The 20474-nt window shown below is 62.0% G+C and carries 10 protein-coding genes; 5 read left to right on the top strand and 5 right to left on the bottom strand.

The genetic code is table 11. The features are described from left to right. Positions 1-115 precede the first annotated feature (115 nt). From HDF08_RS03950 to HDF08_RS03940, 3 genes are all read right to left on the bottom strand, one after another. Positions 116-1087, bottom strand: coding sequence for a tetratricopeptide repeat protein (locus HDF08_RS03950; protein ID WP_179637295.1), 972 nt, complete (start codon positions 1085-1087; stop codon positions 116-118). Between the two features lie 361 nt (positions 1088-1448). Next, on the bottom strand, positions 1449-5327 hold the full coding sequence (locus HDF08_RS03945) for a TonB-dependent receptor (RefSeq protein WP_179637294.1): 3879 nt from the start codon (positions 5325-5327) through the stop codon (positions 1449-1451). 373 nt (positions 5328-5700) lie between these two features. Then, a complete protein-coding gene (locus HDF08_RS03940; protein ID WP_218884488.1) occupies positions 5701-7959 on the bottom strand; it encodes a hypothetical protein in 2259 nt (752 codons plus the stop codon). 274 nt (positions 7960-8233) lie between these two features. Here HDF08_RS03940 and HDF08_RS03935 point away from each other — a divergent pair, with 274 nt between their 5' ends. Beyond that, complete coding sequence (locus HDF08_RS03935) at positions 8234-9817, top strand: malectin domain-containing carbohydrate-binding protein (protein ID WP_179637292.1); 1584 nt, start codon at positions 8234-8236, stop codon at positions 9815-9817. 143 nt (positions 9818-9960) lie between these two features. Here the strand turns inward: HDF08_RS03935 and HDF08_RS03930 are convergent, their stop codons facing one another. Both HDF08_RS03930 and HDF08_RS21945 read right to left on the bottom strand, forming a co-directional pair. After that, complete coding sequence (locus tag HDF08_RS03930) at positions 9961-11136, bottom strand: glycoside hydrolase family 172 protein (protein ID WP_179637291.1); 1176 nt, start codon at positions 11134-11136, stop codon at positions 9961-9963. Positions 11137-11206: 70 nt separating this feature from the next. Then, complete coding sequence (locus tag HDF08_RS21945) at positions 11207-12409, bottom strand: SGNH/GDSL hydrolase family protein (RefSeq protein WP_179637290.1); 1203 nt, start codon at positions 12407-12409, stop codon at positions 11207-11209. Between the two features lie 359 nt (positions 12410-12768). On the opposite strand from HDF08_RS21945, the gene bglX reads away from it, so the two are divergent. Genes bglX through HDF08_RS03905 form a run of 4 tightly spaced genes read left to right on the top strand, consistent with a single transcriptional unit; the run spans position 12769 to position 20426 of the window. Then, a complete protein-coding gene (gene bglX, locus HDF08_RS03920) occupies positions 12769-15225 on the top strand; it encodes a beta-glucosidase BglX (protein ID WP_179637289.1) in 2457 nt (818 codons plus the stop codon). Further along, positions 15209-16126 (top strand): glycoside hydrolase family 16 protein, encoded by a 918-nt coding sequence (locus tag HDF08_RS03915; RefSeq protein ID WP_179637288.1) that lies wholly within the window; start codon positions 15209-15211, stop codon positions 16124-16126. The genes bglX and HDF08_RS03915 overlap by 17 nt, the downstream gene beginning before the upstream one ends. Next, positions 16123-19197 (top strand): glycoside hydrolase family 31 protein, encoded by a 3075-nt coding sequence (locus HDF08_RS03910; protein ID WP_257030861.1) that lies wholly within the window; start codon positions 16123-16125, stop codon positions 19195-19197. Before HDF08_RS03915 ends, HDF08_RS03910 begins: the two co-directional genes overlap by 4 nt. Then, positions 19194-20426 carry an alginate lyase family protein gene (locus tag HDF08_RS03905; RefSeq protein ID WP_179637287.1) on the top strand — a complete coding sequence of 411 codons (1233 nt, stop codon included), beginning with the start codon at positions 19194-19196 and terminating at the stop codon, positions 20424-20426. Before HDF08_RS03910 ends, HDF08_RS03905 begins: the two co-directional genes overlap by 4 nt. Positions 20427-20474: the final 48 nt, after the last annotated feature.

Genomic DNA, 20474 nt, shown 5'->3' with positions numbered 1-20474 from the left:
GAAGCGGGAACGCTCCGGAACAGCGGCGAAGAAGCTATCGACGGCAACACGGCTGAGAGATAGGGTGAAGCAGCGCCGGCACATGCCCCCGCAATAAAATTACGGCGAGTAAACCTCACTGCGGCCCTGGGATGACAGTCTGTGGACGGCCAAGGTTGCTGGTCTGTGCAAGCGCTGCCTTTGCTTCGTCACTGCCGGCAGCGGCCGCCGCCTGCAGCCATCGATCCGCCTGAACAGGATTTATCTCGACTCCTAGATCGCCGTCCCGCAGAAGCATGCCGAGCCGATACTGGGCCGCGACAACCTTGTTCCTGGCAGCCTGCTGCAGCCACTTCAGCGCCTCCTTCGGATCACGGTTCACCGCTCTGCCTTCCAGATACAACGTACCCAACTCCATCTGCGCCGGCCCGTTGTTCTGCATCGCAGCGTCTCGCAAAAGTTTAAGCGCTGCTGCCGAATCTGCGTCGACGCCTTCCCCCTGTAGCAGCAGAATTGCGAGACTGTACTGCGCATCCACCTGCCCCTGTTCAGCAGCCTTGCGCAGCCACATCACGGCTGCCTTTGGATCACGCGCAACCCCCTGGCCGAGCAGATAGCGCTTGCCCGTCGCAAGCTGCGCCGAAGCATCCCCCTGCTCAGCCGCCTGCTGCCAGTATTGCGAGGCGAGTGTGTCGTTCTTCTCCACGCCAAGTCCCTGTTCGTAGTGGAACGCCAACAGCTTTTCGGCATCGCCCTGGTTGTGCGCCGCGGCAACTTTATACCACTTCACCGCCGTGGAGTAGTCCCGCGTCACGCCCGAGCCACGGCCGTATAGCAGACCGAGATCGAGCGCGCACGCCGCATCATCGCGCTCTGCGCAGGTCGTGAACCACTTTGCCGCCATGGCATAGTCCTGCGTTGTCCCAATCCCCTGCGCATACATTGCGCCCACTAAGAACTGCGCCCTCAGATCGTGTCGCTCCGCCGCCTTCAACACCCACGGAAATCCCATCGCGGGATTCGGCGTCTCCCCGGCAGCACCACTGAGGTACACCGAGCCAAGCTTCGCTTCTGCTGCCACATTGCCCGCCGCCGCGCGTCGCTTCAATACCGCAAACTCAACAGGCGTGATGGTCTCTGACGCCTTAGACGCCGGTTTAGGCGCCGGTTCAGTACCTACAACGTTCCCTGGAACTTGCGAGAGAGCCGCGGGAAATCCCTCAGCCAACAATAGAAGAAGCGTCACAACAGCGCCGCATGTTCTCTTGCAGCGAGCATGTCTCCACCAACAGGCGCCTGCCTCTTCACGGAACTTCACGACCTGCGCCCAAACATTTTGCAAAGCAAAGTTTCCTGATGGTCATTCTACTCGTTCAACTTTTCTGTCCGATCCACAAAGCCGACCCACAAAAAAGAGGCGAGGGCCGCCACAAAGACTGTGACCGCCCTCGTTGGCCAAAAAGCACCGCTTAGAAGGTAATCCTCCCTTGCAGTTCAAGCTGTCGCGGATCGTAGAAGTTCAGCGGCTCCGTCTGAAGCGAGGACGTTCCGATTGGTCTTGAGGTGGAGCTGGTGTTGATGCCGCCCACGCCAATAGCCTGGATTGGCGTGAACTGCGTCAAGTTCAGCACGTTGAAGGCGTTCGCCGCCACCGAAAAGTGGACGCGCTCCGTGATGCGGAAGTCGCGCTGCAGTTGCGCGTCGAAGAATATGTTGTTCGGACTGCGGATATCGTCAAAGGCAACTCGCGAGTTGCCGTACCAGAAGATATCCGGCTCGATCTTGCCGTTTGGCGTCGTCACCGTTGGACCTGCGAAAGCAAGCGGATTCAGGTAAGGCATGCAGCCCGTGCAGGTCACGTTCGCTGTGCCGCCGCCATCCAGTCCGGGTAACTGGATCGTCTGGCCGCCTTTAGGGTTGTAGAAGAAGTGGCGCTCCGACTTCGGCAGGATCGGATTGACTCCCGGAACGCGGTTCGGGCGATTATTCAGGCTGCCCATCGAGGAGCTGATCTCGATCGGCGTTCCTGTCTGCGCCTGGAAAGACGTGCCCAGTCGCCAGCCCCCGAGTAGCAGATCCGCAGCCTTGCTATTCGCCAGGAACTGTCTGTTCCGGCCAAAGGGCGATTCAAACAGCGCCGTGACCACCACGCGGTTCGGTATGTCGTTGTAGCCGACGTGCCGATTCTCGTAAGGGTCATTCAGGTTTAGCAGGTAGCCGGTATTCTGTTCGCCCGCATTGTTGAACGCGTCGTTGCTCTGCCCGATGTTCTGCGTGTCGTCGATCTCCTTGGACCATACATAGCTTGCATCGAACTGAATGCCCTTCGACAACGTGTGTCGAACCTCCGCTATCAAGGACTGGTAGTTGGAGTGTGCCTTCTGCTCCAACAGATTCAAATCCGGAAACTCCGGATACGGAACCTGCAGCCGCCACGCCGGAACCGTAGCCGCAGAGAGCGCGCCCCCTTGAAACCCATTGCCGTGGTAAGGGTTGGCAATAGGCAGTGTGCCGGGATTGGTGCCATTGGAGGAGATGTAAGACTGTCTCCACGAAGCAAGCAGCGCCGGCGAGATGGTCTGGAAGCCCGGAGGCGAAAATGTTCCCGTGCCGTTAGCGCCAAGACCATTGACCGGGACGTTGGAAAACGGCAGCCTGTCTCCGTTCGAAGCCGAATAACCCAGCGAGAAGATCGTCGACGGCGTAAAGCTCTTCTCGAAGAAGACGTTCCACTGCAGCAACCGGCCGTCGTACGTGCTGCGGTAGTCCTGCAGATAGGAGTTTGAGCCGCCATACTGCAGCGGATTGGTAGTGTCGGACCCCAGCGCAGGAACGATGTTGCCGGACACCTGCCCATCGTAGAACTTGCCGATCGGAATTCCGTTCGGGTTCGCTCCAAAGACGGCACTCGAGCTCGCGACATTGTGCGTCGTGAAGGCTGTATTGTTCTGGGACGTAAAGCCGAAGCCGGAGTTGGTAGGAAGGTACGCGATCCCGAAGCCGCCGCGAATCACCGTAGTGCTGTCGAGGTTGTAGGCCACCCCAAATCGCGGGCCGTAGTCATTGTAGTGAGACAGATAAAGGTTGCGGGAGTAGCCGTTGGTGCCCGAGAACACATAGGAGCCCTTGCCATACGGGTTGGTGCCCTCCGTATCGAACGCCGACTGCTGGTTGTGGCGCTCTGTCGGCCCCGGCTGCAACTCAAATCGCAGCCCGAAGTTCAGCGTCAGCTTCGGCGTAGCCTTCCAGGTCGTCTGTTCGTAGAACGCACCATACTTCATCGCCAGCGCCGAGGCGACCGAGCTTGCCGCCACCTCGTACCCGGCTCCGGTCAGCCACTGTGCCGCTGGAAAACCTTGCTGCACATTTGTGGTGTTGTATGAGCCCACGTTATTGCCGTTCGCATCCGTATACTGCGACGTATAGTTCTGATCGGAGTAGTAGTTGCCGACCTCGAAGTTCGCATGAACCGGATTGGCCGTGTTCAACAGGCCGACACGATACTCGCCGCCTACCTTGAAGGTAAAGCTGCCGTGCGTCTTCGTGATGCTGGCTACCGCGCTGTGGTTGGTCTGGTGCTCGTTGATGTGCTGGCCCACTGTGTAGTTCAGGCAGGTGTACTGGGTGCTCGAACCCGGACAGAAGTCGAAGGGCTGGCTTGGGTCGTTGACCAGCGACTGCACCGCAGCTGGCTGTTGATAAGGAGAGTTGTCGAAGGTGCCTGACTTCGGCCCATATCCTTCGATGCTCTGCATCCGGTTGACTCCATAGCGAACATCAAGCACCAGCGTCGGGCTGAAGATCACCGTGTCGCCGATGGCTGCGTACGGGTTGTTGTCTGTGATGGTCTGACCCCAGGTGATATTGGGATAGAACGGGTTGTTGGGACCCAGGAAGTTCGGAACAATCACCGAACCCTCTGAGATACCGCCGGTCGCATAGATGCTGTTGCGGCTGTTCAGCTTGTAATCGACGCGGATCTGGCCCGTATTGCGGAGGAAGTTCTGCGTAGTATTGACGTTGTAGTTGTTATTTCCGTAGACGTCGGAGGCCGCCTGGTTCGGCAGCGGGTAGTTCGAGTACACCTTGACGCCCACCGCATCCAGGTTGCCTGCTGGGATGGCGGAACCACCACCCACCGTGCTCCCGCCGCCGCCAAAGTTGCCAGACCCGGCGCAATTTGCCGAGCCTGGGGCAAACAAGGCCCGTTCATAAACGTTTGGTGCTACCTGGGTCGCCGTGTAGGGGTTATAGATCGTGACCGGGACCGGGTTACCATTGTTGTCCTGAATCTTCGTGCAGGAAAAATCGCCGTTCCGCTCGAGCATCGTGGGTACGGTGATGTTCTTGTTGATGGGTGCGACGTGCTTCAAACCCTCATAGCTGGCGAAGAAGAAGAGCTTGTCCTTGATAATGGGGCCGCCGAGTGAACCGCCGAAGTAGTTAATCTTGAAAGGTCCGCGTACACCGGTCTGGGTCGCTGGATTGGTCTGCGCAGAGACAAAATGGTTGAAGTTGTTTCCATAACCGTTCGCATTGAAGGCTTCGTTACGGTTGCGATAGACGACCTCGCCATGAAGCGCGTTGGTCCCGCTCTTTGAGAAGTATTCGACAATCCCAGTGCCGCGGCCATACTCCGACGAGAAGGTATTTGACTGGACCTGGACCTCCTGGATGCTCTCCTGGTTGGGAGTGATGCCCTCTTCGTTGTAGTCGCTGGCCAGGATCGGAATACCGTCAAGCTGGATGTCGGTCGTGAATCCGAGACCGCCGTTGACGCTGATCAGCGACTCAACACGGCGGGCATGAGGTCCGATCCCGAACGAGTCCGTACTCTGAGTCTGGTGCGCCGATTTCTCCGCCGCAACCCCCGGCTGCAGCGTGGCATAGAGCAGCGGATTCTGATTGATATTCGGCAGGGCATCGATCTGCAGGGCGTCGATCGTCGTCTTCACCGTCGTGTCGTCGGTCTGCAGCGCAGCCGCGCCCGCGTCTACCTGCACGATCGTCTCCGTGCCGCCCGTCTTCAAAACCACGTCGACATGCACCGTCGCGTTGTTGCCTACCGGCGCGTTCTCCGCCAACTGGGACGCAAATCCGGCCGCAATAACCTGCACCCTGTAGGTGCCTGCGATCAGGTACGGAGCCGTATACTCGCCCGTCCCGGTCGTCACCGTGGACACCGAAACACCCGTAGCCTGATTCGTAATGAGGACCTTGGCCCCCGCAACTCTGGCACCCGACGAGTCCGTCACAGTCCCGGTCACAGTCGAAGAGTTGACCTGTGCCACCAGACGGCAAGCCGCAACCTGAAGAATTAGAAGCAGAACCCACCGGAACGCTCCCATCCTTTTATCTCTTATAAGAATCTTTTGCATACAGTGAAGCCTCCGAAGTAAAAGCGTGCTGAGTCTATTTCGCCGAAAAGAAGACAGTAAAGTTATTGGCAAGGCTTTTACTGCAAACGAAGGCTGTTAACGCCTCTCTTAACAAAATGACATTACGTTTCGCGGGTTCTACTGCCCTCTCCTCCGTAAGGAGGAAGTGATGGTAGACAAAGCGGTTGATTGAGCAAGCGCCAAGCAGCAGATAACTTCTATACCCTAAGGGCTAACTTCCGCGAAGCGTATCGACCTTGGTTCTGCTTCCAATGCTAGTCGGCATTCCCAAGGATTGGTGTGTTGCAAGGCTTACGCTCCAATCGTCCGACTCTTGCAATGGTCAGGGAAGGAATAAAGGGCGATAGGCATTTAGTTGGTAGGTATGTCCCCGAAGTCGAGCCGTCACCGCACGATCCACCTCGATCGCCGTGACTGCTCCGTGACTGATCTGAACGACGAAGCCGCACTCGCGGTTGAACCGGAGATCGGCTCTTCCGCCTTCCTTCAGAGCGACCTCGCTGCCCCGCCCGCCAGCGAACGTCGGACTTATATAGATATCCCCTTCGACCCGCCCGAGCGCCGACACGAAACCTCGCTCCGTAATCCGAAAGCTCTTCAGGACGGCATCCGCATCAGGTTGTCCCGCGTCATGCGGATAGACAAAGGTATGCGAGGTTGCGCCGGCAATTCTCATGCGTACCGGAAGCAGATCGCCAAAGGTCGAGCGAACCGGCTTCATCTTAGCATCCAGAGTGGCATCACCATCGACCGCCAGAAAGCTCTCAGTGTCGGCTCCAGCAGTAAAGCTTGTCTCCGCGATGCGGCCATCGATCCGTGTACGCAACGGCTGCCCATCATCGACCAAAAGCGGCCAGGTAACGCCCCAGCTCTCATGCTCCTGCGCGATCTCTTCAACGGTCGAAAGCACCCCATCCGGAGTAATCGCGAACCGGTCGCGTAAGCTGGGGCCATCGTGCCCTGCGGTCGGGTGGTACTCCATCGTGCAGCGTACGATCGCAGGATTGACCATCTGCACGCTCCAACTCGCCTCATAGGCCTCGGGAATCGCCGATAGCCTGACCCACTCACCGTTTCGTTCAATCTCCGGTGCAAAACTCGCCGCAGCCGACGCGGTCTGCGCTCCGTCCGAAGGTCCCAACCGGGTCTCCCACGCTGCCCGAGCGATCCGGACAACGCCCAGCGGCGTCCACCAGTTGTCGTTGGTCTCCTTCGTCTCCCCGCGCAGATTGAACTCGAGTTGAAGTCCCCCCGCGTTGGCAAACGACGCCGCAAAAGCCGGATCGAGCTGCACAGCATACCCACCAATCTCTGCTGGGGAAGGCACGCTCACCGGCTTGATCGCAAGCTTGCTCCGCAGCCGGTACATCTCGGCCAGATGAAACATCAGCGAACCGCTGTAGTTCGAGTACTGCGACGCATTCTGATACCCCACCCGAAGCGCCGGATCGAAGTGATTCTTCGTAATGTAGTAGCTCCCGCTCCACCTGCCGTCGCTTCGCCGCCACCGTTCCATCCCGGCAAAGCTCAATTCAGCCAGCCGCTCCATGGCGTCGGCCGTGCGCGCATCTCCCTCCGCCCGCATCATCGGCGCCGCCGCAGAGAACAGCAGTTGCAACCCCACCTCCGTCCACACATGGTCGTCGGTGCGTCCGTTCGCCGGCACCTGCCCCGTCGGATCAACCAGCAGCACAGTAGCCCGCAGCGCTGCCAGCACCTTGGCCTTGATCTCCGCGGCGCTGGGTCCGTCATAGTCTTCCAGCACCAGCGCCAGCAGGTTGCCCTCCCCAACCAGCGCCACACTCAGCGTATCCGGATCGCTGCTTCGATCGTGGTAAAGAAAAGTGGGCGCCGCGGCAAACCGTCCCAGCTCATCCTTCTTCCAGTTCTCCTCGATAAAGGAGACAGCATCGCTGTGCGAGACCAGCCCAAGCTTCGCCCTCTGCCACTCCCCTTTCATCGCGTAGGTTCGCCAGTTGCCTATCTGCTTTTCGGCGATCATCTCCGCGATCGGAAGACGAAGCCGATTGCTCCAGCGCAGCCAGGTCTCCTCCTGCACCAGCCCTTTGTAGACGGGCAGCGCTTCGCTAAGCGACGCCAGAAAAAACTCGCCGTGTCGATCCGGAACAGCGGCGTCTCCACCACCCAACTGCCGCGTCGCGCTCTCCATCGCCGCCACCCCATGCGGCAGCAGGTCGCGGGAACGTCCAGCCTCAACCAGGGTGCCGACCGCAAAAGCGAAGTAAGGAGTCGCATACTGAAACTCGCGATGCACGAACGGATCGATGACTGCGCCGCTGGCATCCTGCCACTGCACCGTGAATCGGCACAGGCCATCCAGTCTGTCGAGCATCGCCTCAGCGGTAATCGGCTGGACCGCGCTGGCCCGGACCACACTGGGACGGGGAGCCAGGTGAAAATGTGTCTCCTGCGTGCCTCCCATGCCCTCCTGGGCGCACACCGGAACGGCGTTTAGTCCCAAACCGAAGAAGAGTAGGAAATAGCCGACGATCCCGAACTCTAGTGGGGCCAAACGGATCGAATGCAGATACCCCCGGTTCCCCGTCGTGTCCTTTTGCAAACCTTCCCCACTTCCGGATGGTGCCTCGCCTCCATAGAACAATCCCCCAGAGCCCGGATCAAGTTTGAACAATGTTAAAGGGTGTTTTTGCATAAAACCTAAGGTTTTTGGCAAATGTTAAGACACCTTCGGCAAAGAAACCTACGCCACCCGGCCGGCCTTTTCCGTCGACTCATAAGGTCGAATCGTTATGGTAGACTCGGTTCGCAGTTGAAACAATCGCAGTAATTCCAACCAGTCGCAGCAGGGGCCGCGCCATAGGCGAGCGCGCAACATGATCGAATCACCAGTGAGTTCCACCAAGACCATACACGCAGAACGGGCCGAGCTCGATGCAGTCCTCGCCTCCGAAATGTTCCGCCGAGCTCCGACGCTCGCCCGCATCCTGGAGTACCTCTGCGAAAGTCAGTTGCGCGGCGAGACTTTCATCAAGGAATACGAGATCGCCACTCAGGTGATGGGTCGCAGCAGCGACTTTGACCCTCAGCAGGACGGCAGCGTCCGAGTCAACCTCCACCATCTCCGCAAGAAACTGAAGCAGTTCTATGAGACCGAAGGCGCGGATCACACCCTGTGGATCTCCCTGCCTATCGGTCAAAGCCTGCCAAGCTTCGTGGTGCAGAATCCGGAGACCGACCCCAGCCAAACCCCGTCCGCTGAAACAGGCGCGACCTTCTCCAGCGTCAACCATGTTCTTCAGGCCACTGCTGCCACCGGAGAGGTGCCTCCACAGCTTCAACCCGGTGCGGCGGCGCCAGCAGAAAGTCCGGTCACAGCGAAGTCAAAGCCCAGGACCTCCGCGAGTCTCTTCATCGCCCTGCTGAGCATGGCCTTGCTGGGAGCAGCAGTCACCTGGCTCTGGTTTAGCCGCAAAGCCCCCGACACTCCGCGGCCTATCATGACCGACGCCGCAATCCGCATAGGCTCCGGTCTAAGCCGCCCGTACCAGGACACCAGCGGACGCACCTGGAACGCCGACGTCTTCTTCACCGGCGGCAACACCTTTCACCGCAAGCTGGCGCAGGTAGGCGGAGCCACCGACCCCACCATCTATCAAAACGGCCGCGAAGGCGACTTCAGCTACGACATCCCCCTGCCCCGCGCCGCCTACGAGGTCCACCTGTACTTTGCAGAGAGCTTCGCCCACGGTGAAGGCTTCCGCGCCATGAACATCTTCATCAACGACAAACGCGTCGAGCAGTTGATGGACGTCACCTCCGATGCAGGCGGATTCGGCATCGCCACCGGAAAGATCTACACCTCCGTCTGGCCTGCCGCGGACGGCAAGATTCATCTGCAGTTCAAAGGCATCACCCTCACCGCATTCATCAACGCCATCGAGATCCTGCCCGCCAACGGGGACACGATGCGTCCCATTCGCCAGACCACCCTGCCCACCTACTACTATGATCCGCAAGGCACCGTCTGGGCGCCCGATGCCTGGTTCCACGGCGGTCGCACCAGCCAGCTCACCGAACTCTTTCCCGAGCTCCCCCTGCAGGGCTTCTACCAACACGAGCGCTTCGGCAACTTCAGCTACTCCATCCCAGTCGTCTCCAACCGCACCTATAGCCTCACGCTCTACTTTCAAGACGCCTGGTTCTCCCACCAGCCCAAGGGAAAGGGAACCCCCGGCATGCGCCGCTTCGACGTCACCTGCAACGGGATGGAGCTGATCAAGCAGCTCGACATCCTCGAGGAGACCAAGGGAGCCGGCTTCCAGATCACCCGGCACTTTACCGGAGTCAAACCCACCAGCCAGGGCAAGCTCCTGCTGAACTTCATCCCCAGCCAGAACTTCGCCATGATCAACGCCATCGTCATAGAAGAAGAGCCCGTCGCTCCGGTCTCTCCATAAGCTGCGTTTCCACACGTCTTACCCGACTTTAGCAGCCGTACAAAGGCCAGGGCCGCTGCAGACCAGCAAAGCCTCTTCGCCCAAGCATCAAGCGCCCAGGCATCAAGTGAAGACAAACCCAAACCCGCGCCGACCCGTCATACCTACTGCTTCGCCGTAGGCGGCTTCGGCTCCAGCTTTGAAGGCGTCACCACCCCCGGCCCCCCCACCAGTTGAATCTCAGGAATACGGTCCGCAATCGCAGGCAGCGGCGGCAGCGGCGCATGCGGCAGCGTCTGATACCAGTAAGCCGTCGCATAGTAGCTATCCGAGCGATGATTCGCGCTGCCATGCTCGATCCCCGCAATCAGCGACTTGGTAAATGGAATCGGCTCCTCCAGGTGAAACCGATAGACCGTGTAGCGGCTCCCGATATGCTCCTCGCCCATGCGGAAGATCCCGAACCGAGGCCCCGTGTAGTTACCCGGCCAGAAGTCGAACGCCCCCAGAAAGTAGTCCTCCGCCCCCGTCCCCGCAATCGACGGCGTCTTCTCCCCATCGACGAAGAACATATCGTCGCCCTCGCCCCACCACCCATCCTGATTCTGCAGCACCGACATCACCACGCCGACATACTGCCCCTTGCCCGTCGCCTCCAGCCAGTTGAAGTTTCCCTTCCCATCCAGATTCGGCTTGGCCGCAACGTCCCGATTGATCTTCCAATCGTCCGTCCAGCCATGCGCCGGCTGCTGCTGCGTAAAGCAGGCGTGGAAGTAAAGCGTATCCGCAGGCAGCGGCTTGTTGTGAATCACATAATCCAGATTGAAATAGATGCGTCCGATCTTCAGGCTGCCCTCGTTGGTCAAAGTGATCCGCGCATGCTTGCGAAACGGCATCGGGAAGAACGAATTCATCGAGCGGTCCGGCCCCACCGAAAGCATCTCCGAACTCCAAGGCCGCAGATCGCCGAAGTGTTCCCCAAAAAAGTCCGCCAGGGTCGTCTCTACGCTCGGCTCGGTCTCGTTATCCCAGTACATGCGCAGGATGATCTTCTTGAGGAAGTAGTTCTCCACCCCACCCGTCGAGATCGTGAACCAGATATGCGTCACCGTGCCGGGACCATCCGCATCCAGCAGCTCCAGCGTCCCTCCCGGTGCAATCTCCCGATGATCCTCATTGCCGCCCAGCGGATCGGCCGACGAGCTGCGATGCGCTCGATACTCCTGCATTCGCGTCAAGCTAGGGCGCTCCACCGGGCTCTGCGCAAACAGCCTGGGCGCAAACGCAAGAGCCACGCACACCAGCAGCATGAGAAAAACAGGCCGCAGATGAAGCCTCATAGTCCTTGCAGCCGCCGGCATCCCCGCTGTCTCAGACTCACCGCAGAACATCATCGAGCTCTTTCTCACGCTAGCGCACCGGCACCAGCGCGTACCGGTGCATCACCGGCTGCGCCAGCCGTCTCTGCTCCGCATCCGCCGCCTGCAACGCGGTCTTCACCGCAGCCAGCGACTCGTCGTTCGACGCGCTCGGCACATTGCGCAGAAGATGGTTGCGATTCGTATCCAGCGAGATCTTCCCATCGTTAGCCAGGAACACCAGCATCGCCTGCCGCCGCATCGGTGTGTCCAGCCGCGCCAGATTGACCCCGCTCCGCAGCTCTTCGCTCGTAAACGTGCCCACCGCCGCATCGTCGATCCGCAGTTCATACCGCCCCACAGCCAGATCCCCCACCGTCAGCATCTCCTGGTCGAGATCCTCGACCACCGTCGACGCGCGCAGCGCAAGATCCGTAACCGGATCCGTAGCAGCCGCCGGCAGCGGCAGCGGCAGCGCCCGGTCCAGTTGCACCCACTGCAATGCCCGGCCAGACCCCTTCGCCTCCGTAACCGCCGTATTCACCGACGACACCACCGTGCCATGCGCCGCGCCCAGCGTCACGCTCGTCACCACCGGAGACGCACCCCACCCCTTCAACACCGCATCCGCCATCACCCAGTGCATCCCCGGACCCGGATGGACATGGTCCCCGATCAGCATCGCCGCCATCACCGGATCCTTCGCCCGAGCACTCGTCAGCGCCGTGACCATCGGAGCATTCAGGTCCACCACCGCCAGATGCCGCTCCGCCGCCATCCGCGCCACCGAGTCGCCCATCTTGATCAGGAAGTCGTTATATCCCGCCGTTCCATGCCCCGGCTGCGTCACCTCGTCATACGCCGAAGGCCGCAACACCACCACCTTGGCCTCGGGTGCATGCGCCTTGATCTCATCCAGAATATGTTCATAGCCGCGTTCGTACGTCAGCATCGTGCCCGGCTCAAACGGACGGTAGTAGCCATCGTTCATCCCCAGCATGATCGTCACCACCGTCGGCTTCAGGTCGAAGACATCCCGCGGCAGCCGCAGGTCCACCGGGCCGCCTCCCCCACCGCTCACCTTGTCTCCGGACACCCCCGACATCACGAACGTGATGTTGCTCGAAGGCATCCGGGTCAGCGCATACAGCTCCACATCCCGCGTGTAGTACTGCTGCTCCGTAATGCTGTCCCCGTAAAACAAGACTCTGTCTCCGCTCTGCAGCGCAAAGGGAGCGCCCTGGCCCAACGCCACAACCGGCTTCACAACACCCGCGATCGCTAAGGCCCCGTACAAACAACCAGACAAGCAACAAGACGCTATCCGCTTCATCTCTCTCCCATGCTGCGCAAAGGCAGCCCTACCACCTTACGTGCTGCGCAGGCTTAAGCGGCAAGTTACACGGCGTTAAGCCCCGCAAACTCCCCTCAGACCGCCGTAACCGCCCTATCTCTGGCTCTACGGTCATTAACATCGCAAAATCCAGACCAACCTAACCTTAACACCGTAAAACTTGCCTCTTCTTCCCCCCAGGCTGTCGCATAGGTGGCGACTCAATCGGAGAGATAGCATCCTTCGACGGCGTCCCAGACGCCACACCTTCCGAGAGGCTCATGCAGGATCAAGACAGAACGGCAACCGTACCTCAAGGGAACGGACGCAAAGCATCCTCGACGCACCAGCCCACCCTGCGGTCCTGCTTCCTGCGGCCCCACCCCCTCCTCGTAAGCCTCCTCCTAATCACCTCCGTCACCCCCCTCGCCACCTCGCAGTCCCCTGCCACCATCCCCTCAGAGGCAGCCGTAGCCGCCCGCGTCGACTCCCTGCTCGCCAAAATGACCGTCGCCGAAAAGATCGGCCAGTTGAACCAGCTCGACTACGTCAACGCCTCCGACGACGCCATCCTCCGCGGAGACGTCGGTGCCTTTCTCAACCTCGCCGACCCCGTCGAGATCAACCGCGTCCAGCACCTCGCCCTGGATCGCACCCGGATGCATATCCCCCTGCTCCTCGGCTTCGATGTCATCAACGGCTACCGCACCCTCTTCCCCATCTCCCTCGCCCAGGCCGCCACTTGGGACCCCGCCCTCGTCGAAGCCATGCACGCGACCATCGCCCAGGAGACCGCCGCCGTCGGCATCAACTGGACCTTCGCCCCCATGCTCGACATCGCCCGCGACCCCCGCTGGGGCCGGATCGTCGAAGGCTCCGGCGAAGATCCCTACCTCGCCAGCCGCATGGCCGTCGCCAAGATCCAGGGCCTTCAGGGACCCCAGCTCGGCGCACCCGGCAAGATCCTCGCCTGCGTCAAACACTTCGCCGGCTACGGCGCACCGCCCGGCGGCCGCGACTACGACTCCGTCTACCTCCCGGAGGTCCAGCTTCAGAACGTCTACCTCCCTCCCTTTCGCGCCGCCGTCGAAGCCGGAGCAGGCAGCGTCATGAGTGCCTACATGTCCCTCAATGACGTCCCCGCCAGCGGCAACGCAGCTCTGCTCCGCGGCGTCCTGCGCGACCAGTGGGGCTTTCGCGGCTTCGTCGTCAGCGACTCCTGGGCCATCCACACCATGCGCAGCGAAGGCTACGTGGAGAACCTCGACCAGGCCGCCCTCCGCGCCCTCAAGGCCGGAGAAAATATGGATATGGGCAGCCAGACCTACCTCAAGTTCCTGCCCGAACACGTCGCCAACCACGACGTCTCCCTCCGCGAACTCGACGACGCGGTCCGCCCCATCCTCCGCATCAAAGTCCTCATGGGCCTCTTCGAACACCCCTACGTCGACGCGTCCAAAACTGAAGCCACCCTCACCGACCCCGCCCATCGCGCCCAGGCCCGTCACGCCGCCAGCGAGACCGCCGTCCTCCTGCGCAACGAGGACAACACCCTGCCCATCGCGCCCTCCATCCACTCCATCGCCGTCATCGGCCCACTCGCGGATACCCCCGCAGCTCTCATGGGCTCCTGGCCCGCCAAGGCAAAAAAGTCGGAGACCCTCTCCCTCCTCTCCGCCATCCGTGAGCGCGCCGGCGCCGCCGTGCAGATCCTCTACGAACCTGGCGTCCCCATCGGACGCGAGCCGCAGGCCGAACTCAACCCCGACACCATCACCCCGCGTCCCTACAACTCCGACCCGCCTGCCCCAGACTCACCCATCGCCAAAGCCGTCGCCACCAGCCTCAAGGCCGACCTCACCCTCCTGATCCTCGGCGAAGACGCCTCCATGAATGGCGAATACGCCTCCCGCGCCTCCATTGATCTGCCCGGCCGCCAGGAGGAGATGATGCAGGCCGTCACCCTCGCCGCCCGCAAGGCGGGCAAGCCCGTCGCCCTCGTCCTCGTCAACGGCAGGCCGCTCAACATCACCTGGGCCTCCACCCACGTGCCGTCCATCCTCGAGGTCTGGCAGCCCGGCACCGAAGGCGGCCACGCCGTAGCCGATCTCCTCTTCGGCGACGCCAACCCCGGCGGCAAACTCCCCCTCACCTGGCCCCGCTCCACCGGTCAGATCCCCATCTACTACGCGCACAACGCCACCAAGGTCAATCAGGAGGCCGCCGACTTCAAATCCTTCTACTGGGACGAGCCCACCACTCCGCTCTACCCCTTCGGCTTCGGCCTGAGCTACACCACCTTCACCCTGCGCGACCTCAAGCTCAACACCTCCGAGATTCAGTCCGGCGGCTCCCTCGAGGCCACCGTCGTCGTCGAAAACAAAGGCTCCCGCCCCGGTGACGAGGTCGTTCAGCTCTACACCCACCAGCGCTCCGGCACCGCCGTCCGCCCCGTGCGTGAGCTAAAAGGCTTCGAGCGTGTCACCCTCCAGCCCGGCGAATCGAAGACCGTAGCCTTCACCATCGGCCCTCGCCAGTTGCAGTTCTGGAGTCCCGCCACCCGCGCCTGGGGCGTCGAGCCCGACGACTTCGACCTCTGGGTCGGAGACAGCTCCCGCGCCACCCTCCACGAAACCTTCAAAGTCACGGCCCCCGTCAAGATCGCCGCCGGACAAAACGGACAAGCGGTCCCCGAAAAGACCGTAGCCAAAGAGGACAAAAATGACCACGAGCAATAGCATGGCTGGCCGGAAGGCTCTCTGCCTCTCCCTGCTCGCCGCCACGCTGCTGCCGGCAGCCTCCGCCCACGCCTCCTGGTCTCCTCGTGAAGGGTCTCCTCGCGAAGGGATACATCACGAAGGGCCCTGTAACAAAGAGAAGAAAGAAAAGCTCCTCTGGCAAGAGACCTTCCACTCCATCGCCAACCCCCAGCCTGACCCTGCCATCTGGACCTACGACACCGGAGGCGACGGCTGGGGCAACGGCGAGCTCGAGTTCTACTGCGCCTACGGCTCCGGCAAACCGCCCTGCGATTCCGCCCAGCCCAACGCCTTCGTAGCGGACGTCCTCCTCCACCTCGTCGCCCGAAAGATGCCCGACGGCCGCTACACCTCCGCCCGTCTCCTCTCCAAACACCTGAAGTCCTTTCAGTACGGCCGGATCGAGGCCCGCATCCGCATCCCCGCCGGTCAAGGCATCTGGCCCGCCTTCTGGCTCCTCGGAGAGGACATCGACACCGTCAACTGGCCCGCCTCCGGCGAACTCGACGTCATGGAGAACATCGGCAAAGAGCCTGACACCATCCACGGCTCCATCCACGGCAAGAGCTTTACCGGCACCCTCCTCGGCACCCCGGCCAAACTCCCCGACGGAGCGCCCTTCGCCGCCGGCTTCCACACCTACGGCATGATCTGGAAGCCCGGCAGCATCGCCTACTACATCGACGACCCAGCCAAGCCCTACGTCACCTACACCCCAAAAGATCTGCCACCCGGAGCCGTCTGGCCCTTCGATAACCGGCGCTTCTTCCTGATCGTCAACCTCGCCGTAGGCGGTGACTGGCCCGGCAACCCCGACCCCACCACCGCCTTCCCCTCCGAGATGCTGGTCGACTACCTCAAAGTCTGGGAGCTGCCTTGAGAAAGCTGTCGCACGAACCTAGTACCCGCCTACCACCAATCGCCCGCAAAATCTACCTCCACCTAACCCGTCTCATAAAAGCGTCATCTCGACCGGAGTCGTGCAGCCTCACCGCACGACGCAGTGGAGAGACCCCCGTATTTCTTCGCCACAGCGAATCCACCCGTACCTCGGTACCCGTCAAGACCCCCGCATTTCGCCTTTATCTCCCCGCGCTACTCCTGCTCACCGCCGCCATCCAAGCCCAGGACCCCACAGAAAACTACAACCCCATCGCCGACCCTTCCGCCCAAGTCACCCTCGGCAACGCCCGCTTCACCGTCCTCACCCCGCAGATGATCCGCATGGAGTGGGCCGCCGGCGCACACTTCGAAGATCGCGCCTCCTTCGTCTTCCTCAACCGCCGCCTCCCCGTCCCGCCCTTCACCAAAAACATCACCCGCACCGCCGCCAGCCGCGTCCTGCACCTCCACACCGCCAGCCTCGACCTCACGTACACCCTCTCGCCTCACAACAGCGGAAACAGCGACGGCCACTTCACCCCCACCAACCTCGCCGTCTCGCTCACCCTCAACGGCAAGCCCGTCACCTGGACCCCCGGTCTCACCGATCCCGAAAACCTCCTCGGCACCACCCGCACCCTTGACGGCGCACGCGGCGGCAAGACCCAGGAGCCGATCGGCCAGGGACTCATCTCCCGCTCCGGCTGGGCCATCGTCGACGACTCCACAACACCTCTCTTCGACTCCGCCGACTTCAGCTTCCCCCGCGGCGAAGACAGCCCCCTCCCCTGGGTCGCAGAGCGTCCCGAGATCACCAACCAAACCGAAACCCAATACGACCAGCTCAAGCAATCCGAATCCCCCACCACCACCGATCCCGCAACCCCCATCCTCCGCCAGGACTGGTACCTCATCGCCTACGGCCACGACTACAAGCAAGCCCTCTTCGACTACGTCCGCGTCGCCGGCCGCATCCCCCTCCCCCCGCGCTTCGCCTTCGGAGCCTGGTGGTCCCGCTACTGGTCCTACAGCGATCAGGAGCTCGACGACCTCGTCCACCAGGCCCGCGCCAACAACGTCCCCCTCGACGTCCTCGTCATCGACATGGACTGGCACCTCCCCTTCGGCAACGACTGGAGCGTCAAAGATCCCTCCGGCAACCAGGCCCGCTGGACCGGCTACACCTGGAACAAGCTCCTCTTCCCCGACCCCCAGCTCTTCCTCGACAAGATGCATCGCGAAGGCCTCAAAGTCACCCTCAACCTGCACCCCGCCTCCGGCGTCCAGCCCTTCGAAGAGCCCTACCCCGCCATGGCCCGCGCCATGGGCATCGACCCCGCCTCCAACAACTACATCCCCTTCGACATCACCGACAAAAAATTCGCCCGCAACTACCTCGACCTCCTCCACCACCCCCTCGAGCATCAGGGCATCGACTTCTGGTGGCTCGACTGGCAGCAGTCCACCCACACCAAACTTCCCGGCGTCAACCCCACCTGGTGGCTCAACTACGTCCACTTCACCGACCAGCAGCGCGAGGGCAAGCGCCCCCTCCTCTTCCACCGCTGGGGCGGCCTCGGCAACCACCGCTACCAGATCGGCTTCTCCGGCGACGTCATCTCCACCTGGGACTCGCTCGCCTTCCAGCCCTGGTTCACCGCCACCGCCGCCAACGTCGGCTACGCCTACTGGAGCCACGACATCGGCGGCCACATGCCCGGCAAGATCGACCCCGAGCTCTACACCCGATGGCTCCAGTTCGGCGCCCTCAGCCCCATCCTCCGCACCCACACCACCAAAAATCCCGACGCCGAACGCCGCATCTGGGCCTATCCCGAGCCGTACTCCGACGTCATGCGCCAGGCCTACACCCTCCGCTACGCCCTGCTGCCATACCTCTACACCGAAGCCCGCCGCACCTACGACACCGGCGTCGCCTTCCTCCGTCCCCTCTACTACAACTGGCCCGAGAGCCCCGAAGCCTACACCAGCAAAAACGAGTACCAGCTAGGCGAAAATCTCCTCGTCGCCCCCATCGCCACCCCCGCCGATCCTGAGACCAACCTCGCCCACCAAACCATCTGGCTGCCCCCCGGCGAGTGGATCGAATCCCCCACCGGCCGCCACTTCACCGGCCCCCTCAAACTCGACCGCTCCTTTTCTCTCCCGCAGACCCCCCTCTACCTTCGCGCCGGAGCTATCGTCCCCCTGGCCCCGCCCATGCTCTACACCAACCAGCATCCCCTCAGCCCGCTCATAGTAGAAATCAACCCACTCGCCAACAACGCAACCTCCCAGTACACCCTCTACGAAGACAGCGGCGACTCCCCCAACTACACCACCAACGAATCCGCCCGCACCACCCTCTCCGCCACCCAATCAGCCGACACCCTCACCGTCACCGTCGCCCCCGCGCAAGGCACGTACCCAGGCATGCCCACCAGCCGCAGCTACCAACTCAAGCTCCCAGACGACTGGCCACCCACTCAAGTCACCGTCAACGATATTTCCATTCCCTACCAGCCCGACGCCGCCAAACCCGGCTGGCACTTTGAAGGCAACACCCTCACCACCATCGTCACCACCGGCGATCTCCCCATCACCTCCGCCGTCACCTTCCGCATCCAACGCGACCCCACCCTCACCGCCCGCCGCGCCGAACTCGATGGCTTCTCCGGCACCATCCAGCGCCTCCGCGAGGCCTACGACGCCCTCCAGAACAACACCCCCGTCGACACCCCGCCCGACGAACTCACCGACGCCATGCAGACCGGCGACCGCCTCAGCTACCACCCTGAGCAGGCTTCCGCCATACTCACCCACTTCTACGAACTCCTGCCCAAGGTCGCCGCTGCCGTCGCCAAAACCGAGTCCGTCGACGATCAACGTCGCGAGACCATGGTCCACAACCTGATGACCGGCAACCACAGCTATACCCCCGAAGCCGCCACCGCCATGCTCACCCAGATCCGCCGCCGCGACAGCATCGCCACCGCCGCCATCGCCGACATACAAGCCGACGGCCAAAAGCAACGCCCCGCCGCCGCACCCACCGGCAACTCCCAATGAGCCGCAACCCACAAAAAACTCTCACCCGCCGAACCTTCTGCGCCAGCGTAGCCGCAGCAGCCCTCACCCGCACCTTGCCTGCCCGCGCCGACTCTCCCACTCCCTACAACCTCATAGCCCGCACCGACCGCAACCGCATCCTCCGCGCCGCAGCCCTCTACCTCAAGATCCAACCTCAGACCATCACCAGCTTCCCCGCGCCCGCCAGCTCCGAAGAATCCGGAGGCCCAGAAACCCCACTCAGCCCGCACGACTTCTACTCCCAGGCCGACTACTTCTGGCCCGACCCCGCCAACCCCACCGGCCCCTACCTCAGCCGCGACGGCCAGAGCAATCCCAACATCTTCCACGGCCACCGCCAGGCCATGATCGCCCTCTCGATCCAGATGCCCGCCCTCACCGCCGCATGGCTCCTCACCCGCAACCAACGCTACGCCCAACACGCCGCCGATCACCTCCGCGCCTGGTTCCTCTCGCTCGCCACCCGCATGAACCCCAACCTCCAGTACGCCCAGGCCGTCCACGGAGCCTTCCCCGGAAGGTCCTACGGCATCATCGACACCCTCCATCTCGTCGAAGTCGCCCGCGCCGCCAGCCTCCTCCCCGCCTTCCTCACACCCGCGGAACGAGCCACCCTCAATGCCTGGTTCCGCGACTACCTCGACTGGCTCCAGTCCAGCAAGCCCGGCGTCGAAGAGCGCAACGCCACCAATAACCACGCCGCCTGCTGGTCTCTGCAGGCAGCCGAGTACGCCCGCCTCATCGACGACGAACCGACCCGCGCCCACCTTCGCACCCAGCTCAAGACCATCCTCCTCCCCAACCAGATGGCGCCCAACGGCAGCTTCCCCAAAGAGCTCGCCCGCACCAAGCCCTACAGCTACTCCATCTTCAACTTCGACGTCATGGCTACCCTCTGCCAATCCCTCAGCACCCCCACCGAAGACCTCTTCGCCTTCCAACTATCCGACGGCCGCGGCATCTGCCAGGCCGCCGCCTTCCTCTTCCCCTACCTCGAAGACAAAACCTCCTGGCCCTACAAAAAAGACGTAGAACACTTCGACATCCTCCCCGTACGCTCCCCCGGCCTCCTCTTCTGCGGCCTCGCCTGTCACCACCAGCCATACATCAAACTCTGGCAGCACCTAAACCCCGACCCCACCGACCCCGAGATCATCCGCAACTGCCCCATCCGCCAACCCATCCTCTGGTTCGCCCCGCCAACTTAGCTCCAAATCTGCCAGTTTTCATTGCATAGGTTGCGTCGTACTTGCCGT

It is taken from the genome of Tunturiibacter empetritectus (assembly GCF_013410875.1).
Classification (GTDB): domain Bacteria; phylum Acidobacteriota; class Terriglobia; order Terriglobales; family Acidobacteriaceae; genus Edaphobacter; species Edaphobacter empetritectus.
The sequence above is the reverse complement of the archived record's forward strand: the minus strand, read 5'-3'. Positions and strand labels throughout refer to the sequence as shown.